Here is a 9,914-nt window from a genome sequence, read left to right on the forward strand (position 1 = left end):
GAACTTCTACCTTTCTGTTAATACAACACTTTTTCAGTGGCTTCGGCATAGCCTGAGGGAGCTCAGCGCCCGCCCCATGGAAAGCGGACCTTTTTCCGGAGCCCTAGATTCATACAAACGTCTCGAAACTGAGTCTTCAACAATCGGGTGCTTTTGTGGAATAAGAAAATCAACAACTAGGCTTTATAGAGAGAAAAAAAGCGGCTGAGGGCCGCTTTTTTAATGTGCTTTAGAAGAGCTTTTCGCTTTTTGATTTTGTTTGCTAAACGGCAGCCACCAATTCCAATCACCTAATAGCTTCATCAAACTTGGAACTAACAATAAACGGATGATTGTGGCATCAATGAAAATGGCAATCGCAATCCCGATTCCAATCTGTTTGACAGGTACTACGCCTGTGAACGCGAAGGCGCCAGTGATAACAATCATGATCAAAGCCGCAGAGGTGATGATTTTACTCGTGTTCGCCAATCCTTCAATCGTTGATTTCGTATTGTCACCGTTTTGGAGGTAAAATTCATGTATTCTGGAGATGAGAAAAACCTCATAATCCATGCTTAAACCAAAAACCAGGCTAAACACAATGACAGGTAAGATCAACGCGATGTCCGTTTCATTTAATCCGAAGTGACCGCCCTGGAAAATCCATACAAGAATCCCGAACGTAGATGTCAAGCCGATGATATTCATTAAAATCGCTTTTAAAGGGATAAACAACGAGCGGAACGCAATCATTAAGATGATAAAAGTTGAGATAAGGATGATGGCTAGAACATATCCAATCTTGTCGTAAATTTCGGTATAGATTTCTTGGTTGAATTTCGGCTGTCCTCCAAATTGCATCGATACATCCCAATCAGAAGTTGACCATTTCGTCATTAAGTCTTGAGCTTCTTCGGAGTTGGCTGCGACGGTCAAGTTAACTGGAATCATCAATTGGTCTTCTGCAATAAATTGATCGATAGCCGGTTCCAGTCTTTTCCTTGCCTCAGGTTGTTGTAAGGATGCTTCAAGCTGTTCGGGATCTTCAATTTCGCTAGTTGTATAGAGCGTATTGACAGAATCCACGATTTCAGGCTCTGATAGCTTTTCTTGCAACTCTTTCATCTGCTCGAGACCTTCTTTATCGAGCCATTCTCCATCGCGATCGGCAATGACATAAGCCGTGCTTTCCTGGTCGGACATGAACGTTTCATCAATCACTTCGAACGCAGCTCTTGAATCGTAACTCTCCGGTAAGGCGTTGATTGTCGGAATGGATAAAGTCATATTGTTGACAGGGATTACCCCGATAAACAAAATGACGAGTGAGGTTCCGGCGATGATTACTGGGTGCTTCATGACAACCCGGGCAAATTTGCGCCAGCGCGGTGTCGTATCCTTATCCGTAGGGATCAGTCGCCACTTATTCAAGTTAGGACCTAACAAATAGAGGAGGGCGGGCAATAAGGTTAACGTAGAGAATACAGCCCCTATGATAACTACGGCCCCTCCTATGGCAATGTTCCTGAAAATATCGACTTCGATGACACTCATTGCTACAAGGCCTATGAATACACACACAGCCGAAAAGATGATCGATCTCCCTGCGGTTTGAATCGTTGTCATCAAGGCTTGTGCTTTCTCTTGTTTGACCATTTCTTCTCTGTATCTATTGATAAATAAAAGGGCGAAATCGATACTAAGAGCCAGCCCTATCATTGGTGCGATGTTGAGAATGAAGATAGACAACTCCGTATCCTGCCCGATGATGGCTAAAATGCCGAATCCGAAAACAATTGTAATCCCGCCCATAATTAAAGGCAGCAGGGAAGCGACTACTGTTCCGAAAGCAAGCAGTAAAATTAACAGGGCGAATGGGAGACCAATTAGCTCAGCTCGCTTTAGGTCTTCTTGGCTAGCCTTGTTAATGTCTTCAGAAATGACAGGAGCACCGGTCAGTGTCACCTTTTCTTGATTCTCGGTAATCTCTTCGATACCCTTGATGATTTTATTCATATCCAAAGATTCATCCGTAAAATGCACAGATGCGTAAGCAAGATCGTCCTTCATCTGTGAGTCGTTATCTAAAGGTGACTCGATACTGGAAGCTACATCCAATGCCTTAATATCGTCGAGGGTTGAGGTAATGATTTGAGTGTCTTGAGTTTCGAAAAGGATGAGTAAAGTGGATTCTGGGAAGTCGAACGTTTCGTTCAATTCCTCTTTTACTTTTTCAAATTCACCATCTGTTCTGAAGCCGTCTCCTTCTAACAACGAAGGAAGCTGGATTGCAAAATAACCCATGATGATCGCAATTAAAATCCAGAGGGCGAGAAACCATTTATATGAGTGAACAATAAGTGAAGAGATTTTTTTCATTGAAATCGAACTCCTTTATTCATTGCACCTGGTTACTATGTACAGAAATCTATTCTCTACAAATGATACTCTTTTTCCTATAAATTGAAAACTAATAACGACTTAAGGTGTAAGTCATATGGATTAGTGGAAAATCATAAAAAAAGAAAAGGAGGGGAGATGCATTGGAATTCCCTGACCATTTAATTGAAGAAGCGAAAATAAGGATGGAACCTCATGATGTGGAAGGTTTTGTTTTAGGGCAAGGCGATACAAATGGGGAAGTCATGTTGGTTGGTGAAGCCCCTGGCGAAAACGAAGCAGTGGAAGGAAGGCCTTTTATTGGTCGAGCAGGAAAAGAGCTTGATAAACAATTGACTATTTTAGGGCTTGCAAGGGAAGATATTTATATTACAAGTGTAGTAAGGAGTCGTCCATACAAATGGGTCAAAACCAACAAAAAGGACTCTGGCGGAAAAAGAAAGGCCAATCGGAAGCCAAACCAAAAAGAAATCAACGCCCATGCCCCTCTACTGGACTATCAAATTGAGACGATGAACCCGAAAATCATCATCACTTTAGGAGGCGTGGCCTTTGAGAGGGTGACGGGGAGAAAAGATAAAATCAGTGAAATCATTGGTCAGGTACTGGAAATGCCCGTGATGAAAGTGAAAGACATAGAGGCAGGAGTGTATGAGCCATCTGATCAAGTCTACCAAGTGATTCCACTTTATCATCCAGCGGCTGTTTTCTATAACCCGAAAATCAAACAAACGATTGATCAATCACTCGACCAGGTGAAACGCTATTTGTCATAAACAAGAAAGAGAACCCGGTCTTGGTAAGGGTTCTCTTACGTTTCTATCAATAAGGGGGGGTTATTGAGCGGTTGGCAATGCCTCTTTCTTCTTAAATACAAAGTAACCCGGTGTACTGATGGAAGAAGATCCTATTCCTGTACTTCTTGTACTTTGGATAGCGATCATCTCGCTTTCTTTTCTGCCTTTGATGCTGTAAATCTCTGTTTCCGGGAAAAAAGTTGCACCTTTAGAGAAGGTTTTTTTCTCTGGAGCGTCTTTATTTTTCACTCTTCCAATCACTTTGTTTAAGCTCTCAGGATCCACGCGTTTACCGGTTTGAATATACTTCTTACCGTCATGAATCACATACGTTTCCGTAAACATCGTTGCACTTTTCTCTGTGGATGTGAGTGATTTTTCAACAAAAAGTTCCCGATGGAAGTCGAACGTTTTAGAACCTGCTAAAATGCTTTTCTCAGGTTGCATAGATGCCGTATAAATAGGTGTACGCGAATGGGTATCAGTGAATTGCATAGAAAAGAAAGCGACCAAAGCGATAAGGGGAAGAGGGATGATTAAAGACATTCGCCATCTCTGCCGGTGGCTTTGCTTGAGTGTACCTAATAATACAGCCCGATACGTATGTTCTTTTTGAAAAGGAACTTTTTTGTGTTTAGATTCTTTATCTAATTTCTTTAGTTTGTGGTCGAGTAAATCATTCATGTTCAGAACTCCCTTCTGATGTCAACTGTTCATGAAGGAGTTGACGTGCGCGACGAAGCCTTGTTTTGATCGTGTTCGGACTTGTGTTCAGAACTTCTGCTAACTCCTTGATTTCAAATTCTTCGAAGTAGAATAAAATAATGATTTCTCTATATTTCTTCTCCAGCTTAAGTACTTGATCGACTAATTCTTCGTCATTGCTTTTGTTAATTACACATTCCTCTGGAGTAGCATCCATCGTGGGGATATGTCTGAATAGGTCTGTGCTTTTTTTGACCACACGCCGGATATAAGAGCTCTTCAGGTGGTCTTTGCAAAGGTTGACGGTGATTTTATATAACCATGTTTTCAAACTGGACTGTTCTTTAAAAGAAGCGTGTTTTTGATAAGCTTTAATAAACGTTTCTTGTGTGATGTCTTCTGCGGTGGAGTGGTCTTTGACGTAAGAATACGCTAGCCATTTCAAGTCATGGCCATAGACAGAAATCCATTCTTTTACCATGTCGTCCATCTTTAGTTCATATGTATAAGATTGCGAGAGTTGTTTTCGTATCAATTTGTCCCACCTCATACTATAGACGACACTCCTTTACTTCAGGTTTTGGTAGAATAGATATAGCAAGTCACTCTTTACATAATTCGATAAATAAATAGAAATCCCTTGTATAGGTTACATAGTCAGGAGGAGTCATATGAAGCGTCCAGGGTTCATAAGCGCCGTTGCTGGTTTGGTACTCATTATCCTTTGGAAAATGATTTTTTACATAAGTGATGTAGACTTAGCACTTGGTTTCGCATTTTTTATCTTGGTGCCCTTATTACTGGATGAGGTGGTTCCACAGCAGGCTGCCAACAGGGCTGAACGATGGTTGAGAAATGTTATGCAGTCCTCGTTGCCTTTTGCGGGTGCTGGGGCGATTGCGGTGACATTGCCACCAGGAGGTGACGCGGGGTGGTGGGCAGCTGTTTGGTCTTTCTATACTCTCTTAATTGCTATAGGAGGCTTGATGCGTCTATTGTCCAGAGGGTTTAGACCAGTCGAAGAGACCCTGATAGATTTAGGTCTATTGTATATTGCGGTAGGCGGTTTGTGGCTTTTGATTTCAAGTGCGGGATGGGCTCAGTATCTCCCTTATTCAGAATCGATCGTCCAGTTAACCGCCATCCACTTTCATTACGCTGCTTTTGTACTGCCACTTGTTACAGGTTTTTTTGGTCGTTACAGAGCGGAGGGGAATCGTATAAGAAAAAGGTACTTCATACGCCCTTATGCTTTGTTGGCCTTAGGTGTCGCCATCGGACCAATTTTAGTAGCTGTTGGCCTTAATCAAGGGCCGCCGGTAGAAACGTATACCGTCGGAATTTACGTGTTGGTCTTGGTGTGGTTATGCCTCTGGTGGTTTTGGTTATCCGTCGATTTCAAAACATGGACAGCCATGGCCTTACGGTTATCTTCGCTCATTTTATTGGGAACGATGACGCTATCTTTTTTATATAGTTTAGGGTTAATGTACGAGACGAATTGGCTTAATATTGGGGAAATGGTACGTTATCACGGCTGGTTCAATGCCTTTGGGTTTTCAATATTAGCAGTTCTTGCCTGGAGGGGTGTCCATGCGCCGCAGCGTCACATGTACGGAAGCTTTCCAATCAGTCAATTGCGTGCAAAAGGATATGTCGGAAGTGATATAGTCATTCGAATGGGGTGGGCTTCAAAGCATGAGTACACTACTGGATTAATTCCCAATTGGCGTACGTTTAAGAGTGGCCAATTTAACCCTGACGAGTTGAGCGAAGGAGTGAAGGACTTTTATTTGCATACCGATGCTTACAGCATGAATGCCTCTGTCCAATGGCATAGAGGATTTATTCGGATTTCGCGATTGATCCATAGAGTTACGGAGCGTTTAGGGCAGGTGAATATTCCGTCATCTGGAAACATAAGAATGAAAGGGGAGCTTTTGTCCATTTCTGATCATAAGGATGGACGTAAACAGGTTAGAGCATGGATGAGGAGAAATGTGCAGACGGGTGAACCGGTTTTTACCGCCCTGTATTCTTATCACAAAAAGAACGGCGCAACTTACATGAATATTGCGTTACCTTTTCCGCGAGGGGTTATGACTGGAGTCTTGAAACCTGAAGCGGATGGAAAAGGCGGCTTATTGTTGACGAGTCATCTGCGGAAAAATGCTCGGGGAGACGAAGGTATTTATTTTACTTTAGGAGAATGGACCATTCGGACACCTTTGAGAGAGTGGTTTCATGTAACAGAGATTGAAAAAGGAATACTCAGGGCGGAGCATCATCTTACCTTAGGGCGGCTGCCGTTCCTTTCTATTAAATATGTATTAAGGAAAGATGGTGAGTAGAGTTTGAATAACTTTCTATTCACCCTGAGGTGGAGAGAGGGCATTTTCTCTTTAGTAATGAGTTGACTGTGCTATAATAAAAGAAAATCAGGTTACAGGGGCAACTGTAACCTGATAAGATACCGTTCTTATAGTTAATCCGTTGAAAAGGCCCCTCTCCTAATGAGCAGGGGGTCTTATTTTTTATTGTTCATTTTTATAATCAGCGCCAGGAGTGTAATTATGAATGTTCCAAACGCCAACATAATCATAAGAGCTTCATATGTGCTTATGATAGGCCTCACTCCCTTTCTATCGCCACCTATCCCAATCCTAATAGAACGGTATCTATATACAAGGATACCATATTTTGATCAAAAACAAGAACATTTGTTCGTGTAAATTTTGAAAATAGCCAGAACGAACCATAAAAACACCTCAGGTCATCCAAATATTGGATGACCTGAGGTGCTAAATTTATCCATTTTATTGGGCGGTTTTGTGAGAGCTTTTTGGTTTTGGCTGTTTGTCTAGACTATCTAGTCTGTGTAACAGACCTACACCAAAGTCGCTGTCTGCGCCAGGGTTTTCATTAAAAATACTTCTGCTGGACTCATAGGCTGTAGAGCCGTGCTCTGCAAAATCCAGACCTGAAATTTCTTCTTCTCGAGATACGCGGATCGTACCTGAAACAGCTTTGATGGCAAGCACTGCAACAGCTGTAGCTCCCATTGTCCAGGCAACTACCGCCAGAATACCGATAGCTTGAATGCCGAGTAAAGCAAAGCCGTCACCGTAGAAGAGACCACCTTCTACAGAAAAAAGACCGACAGCAAGCGTACCCCAAATACCACACACACCGTGGACAGCAATCGCACCAACTGGATCATCAATACGGGCGACGCGATCGAGGAATTGCACAGCTTCAACAAGAATCACTCCGGCAAGCAAACCGATAATAATCGCGCCAATTGGAGAGACGTTCGCCGTACCGGCAGTAATCCCGACCAGGCCTGCTAACGCTCCATTCAATGTTAGAGAAGCATCAATCTGCTTGAATTTCGCATAAGAGAAGAGAGCTGAACCAATGACTCCGCCGGAAGCGGATAGCAAGGTGGTTGCGATAACGGCAGGAATTAAGGAAGGATCAGCAGCAAGTGTACTACCGCCGTTGAACCCGAACCATCCGAACCAAAGGATGAATACCCCTAAGGCTCCTAATGGAATGTTGTGACCAGGAATAACGTTGACAGTTTTACCGCTGTATTTTCCAAGGCGCGGACCTAAGAACATTACCGTTACAATTGCACCTAACGCGCCGGTTAAGTGAACGACTGTTGAACCTGCAAAGTCAACGAAACCAAGTTCCGATAACCAGCCTCCACCCCAAACCCAGTGACCCACAACGGGATAAATGAAGCCTGTCATCAAGACTGTTAAAAGAAGATAGGAGCTTAACTTCATACGTTCAGCAACAGCACCTGAAATAATTGTCGCGCAGGTAGCAGCAAAAACAGCCTGGAAGACGAAGAAGCCGATTTGATCTTCTTGCCCGCTAAGTAAGAAACCGTCTAAACCAATAATACCTCCCCCAGAAGTACCAAACATAATTCCGTAACCGACGATAAAGTAGAGGACAGATGCGATGGAGACGGTCATGAAGTTTTTCATTAAGATATTAAGGGCGTTTTTAGAGCGCGTGAATCCTGATTCGACCATTGCGAATCCAGCATGCATGAAGAATACTAAAAAGGCAGCTATCATTATCCAAACCATATCGACAGACTCAAGGACTGCTTCAGGAGTCACGACCGTTTCAGCACTTGCAACGATAGGGAAACCTAATAGTGCGAATAAGAACAGAGGAATGATTTTTTTCATTAGTAATGTTCCTTCCTTTCAATAAAAGAATTAGATTAATGCAGACTTGCCAGATTCTCCTGTACGAATGCGATACACTTCATCAATTGAGGAAACAAAGATTTTTCCATCTCCGACTTCATTTGTGGTGCATGAATCTGTAATGACATCGATGATAGGCTCTACTTCGTGATCTTCGAGTACCATTTCAACTTTTACTTTAGGATAAAGCTTCACTTCAAATCGGCTTCCTCTAAAAATTCCCTCCTGTCCTTTTTGCTGGCCGCAGCCAGCGACTTCAGAAACAGTTAACCCTTTAACGCCCCGGTGGTCGAGGTTTTGCCTTAACGTTTGAAAGGCTTCAGGGCGGATAATTGCCTCCACTTTTTTCATGGATTTACTCCTCCTCATAAAATTAATGTTAGGTTTCCTAACACAATAAGTAATGAATAAATATAATCATAAAGTAAATATTCTGAAAAATCAATACATTATTTCGTCCTTATGTAAGAAAATGTGACATGGAATCGCTTTATTTACGATAAGGTTAGGCTTTTGAAAAAACAAAAAAACCTAAGGTCATCCATATGTAGGATAACCTTAGGGGAAGTTTATAGTTCATCAAAACCATTTGTTTCTGATACTTTCGTATATTGTCTTGATTTCTGTTCGAAGAAATCTGATTTTCCTTCATCGACTTCCTGATAAGCGCGGATCCACTTCAATGGATTTTTCTTATATTCAGGGAAGGGCTTTTCTGCTCCCAACTGCCGGCTTCGTTTATTGGCCATGAAGCGGATATAATCTTCCAGGTCTTGTATCGGAATGCCGGGGAAACGATCTCCGATAATATGGTGAGCCCATTTGATTTCTAATGCCGCGGCTTTCTCAAACGTTTCCGTTACGAAAGTGAGATACTTGTCTTCATCGAGCAGAGGATTTTCTTTTAATGTCTCTTTGAAAATACGTGCGAACAATGTGACGTGGATTTGTTCGTCCCGATTAATATAATTAATCATTGTACTAGTAGATACCATTTTGTTGTTGCGGGCAAGGTTATAGAAAAAGGCGAATCCCGCATAAAAGAACAACCCTTCAAGGACGACATCATAAACGATCGAACGCAAGAATGACTCTATAGAAGGGGAGTCGGCAAATTCCTCATACCCGTTTGTAATGAATTGATTACGTTCAATTAGAATGTCATCATGCTTCCAGTATTCGAAAATTCTTTCCTGCTCCTGTTGATCAACAAGGGTAGAAAGAACGTATGAATACGATTGGTTGTGGACGACTTCCTGAAATGCTAATACTTGCATCAAGGCGGATAGACTAGAGTCCGTTAAATAATCAGCAATCTTTCCAGAATAATCGGTTTGGATCGAATCGAGAAAGGCTAACAGTCCAATTATCTTTTTGAAAGAGGACTGCTCTTGATCAGAAAGTGTCTTCCATTGTTTTAAGTCATTGCTCATATTGATTTCATTCGGAATCCAGAAATTTGCAAGCATGTTTTTATACATGGGATAGGCCCATGAGTAACGTGTATCATCCCAATTTAATACATTAGAACTTCTACCGTTGATAATCCCTGTGGCCGCATTAGGCGCTTTGTGGTCCACTAGTTTTCTTTTTTGAATTTCATACATATCCAAGACCTCCTTTTATGATGAACAACTTTCACAGTCGTCGTACTCCCCTTGACTTGAGGTAGAGCGAGTATAATAAGTCGTTTTCAACCCCTGTTTCCAAGCATCTAAATGGAGAGCTAAAAGTTCTTTTGCATGAATCGAGTTTCGAACATATATATTGAAAGAAATCGATTGATCGACGTACTTTT

General features: G+C 42.0%; 10 protein-coding genes. 2 read left to right on the forward strand and 8 right to left on the reverse strand.

Features of this window, described 5'->3' with window-relative positions:
• Nucleotides 1-219 precede the first annotated feature (219 nt).
• Nucleotides 220-2,361 (reverse strand): MMPL family transporter, encoded by a 2,142-nt coding sequence (locus tag LD39_RS12025; RefSeq protein WP_035546813.1) that lies wholly within the window; start codon nucleotides 2,359-2,361, stop codon nucleotides 220-222.
• Nucleotides 2,362-2,525: 164 nt separating this feature from the next.
• On the opposite strand from LD39_RS12025, the gene LD39_RS12030 reads away from it, so the two are divergent.
• Nucleotides 2,526-3,158: a uracil-DNA glycosylase gene (locus tag LD39_RS12030; protein ID WP_035546816.1), complete on the forward strand. Its 633-nt coding sequence runs from the start codon at nucleotides 2,526-2,528 to the stop codon at nucleotides 3,156-3,158.
• 60 nt (nucleotides 3,159-3,218) lie between these two features.
• Here the strand turns inward: LD39_RS12030 and LD39_RS12035 are convergent, their stop codons facing one another.
• Both LD39_RS12035 and LD39_RS12040 read right to left on the reverse strand, forming a co-directional pair.
• Nucleotides 3,219-3,863 carry a hypothetical protein gene (locus tag LD39_RS12035; protein WP_035546818.1) on the reverse strand — a complete coding sequence of 215 codons (645 nt, stop codon included), beginning with the start codon at nucleotides 3,861-3,863 and terminating at the stop codon, nucleotides 3,219-3,221.
• Complete coding sequence (locus tag LD39_RS12040; RefSeq protein ID WP_052158845.1) at nucleotides 3,856-4,419, reverse strand: sigma-70 family RNA polymerase sigma factor; 564 nt, start codon at nucleotides 4,417-4,419, stop codon at nucleotides 3,856-3,858. Before LD39_RS12040 ends, LD39_RS12035 begins: the two co-directional genes overlap by 8 nt.
• Nucleotides 4,420-4,555: 136 nt before the next feature.
• On the opposite strand from LD39_RS12040, the gene LD39_RS12045 reads away from it, so the two are divergent.
• Nucleotides 4,556-6,235, forward strand: coding sequence for a YndJ family protein (locus tag LD39_RS12045; protein WP_035546820.1), 1,680 nt, complete (start codon nucleotides 4,556-4,558; stop codon nucleotides 6,233-6,235).
• Nucleotides 6,236-6,411: 176 nt separating this feature from the next.
• Here LD39_RS12045 and LD39_RS23795 read toward each other — a convergent pair whose 3' ends face one another.
• The 5 genes from LD39_RS23795 to LD39_RS23800 all read right to left on the reverse strand — a co-directional run.
• A complete protein-coding gene (locus LD39_RS23795) occupies nucleotides 6,412-6,519 on the reverse strand; it encodes a putative holin-like toxin (protein WP_081988430.1) in 108 nt (35 codons plus the stop codon).
• Nucleotides 6,520-6,700: 181 nt separating this feature from the next.
• Nucleotides 6,701-8,095 (reverse strand): ammonium transporter, encoded by a 1,395-nt coding sequence (locus LD39_RS12050; RefSeq protein ID WP_035546823.1) that lies wholly within the window; start codon nucleotides 8,093-8,095, stop codon nucleotides 6,701-6,703.
• 30 nt (nucleotides 8,096-8,125) lie between these two features.
• Entirely contained in the window at nucleotides 8,126-8,467 is a 342-nt protein-coding gene (locus LD39_RS12055; RefSeq protein WP_035546826.1) for a P-II family nitrogen regulator, read from the reverse strand.
• A gap of 218 nt (nucleotides 8,468-8,685) precedes the next feature.
• On the reverse strand, nucleotides 8,686-9,723 hold the full coding sequence (locus LD39_RS12060) for a ribonucleotide-diphosphate reductase subunit beta (RefSeq protein ID WP_035546829.1): 1,038 nt from the start codon (nucleotides 9,721-9,723) through the stop codon (nucleotides 8,686-8,688).
• Nucleotides 9,724-9,738: 15 nt separating this feature from the next.
• A partial coding sequence (locus LD39_RS23800; RefSeq protein WP_156112632.1) for a hypothetical protein occupies nucleotides 9,739-9,914 on the reverse strand: 176 nt, incomplete at its 5' end.

This window comes from Halobacillus sp. BBL2006 (genome assembly GCF_000786645.1).
Lineage (GTDB): Bacteria > Bacillota > Bacilli > Bacillales > Halobacillaceae > Halobacillus.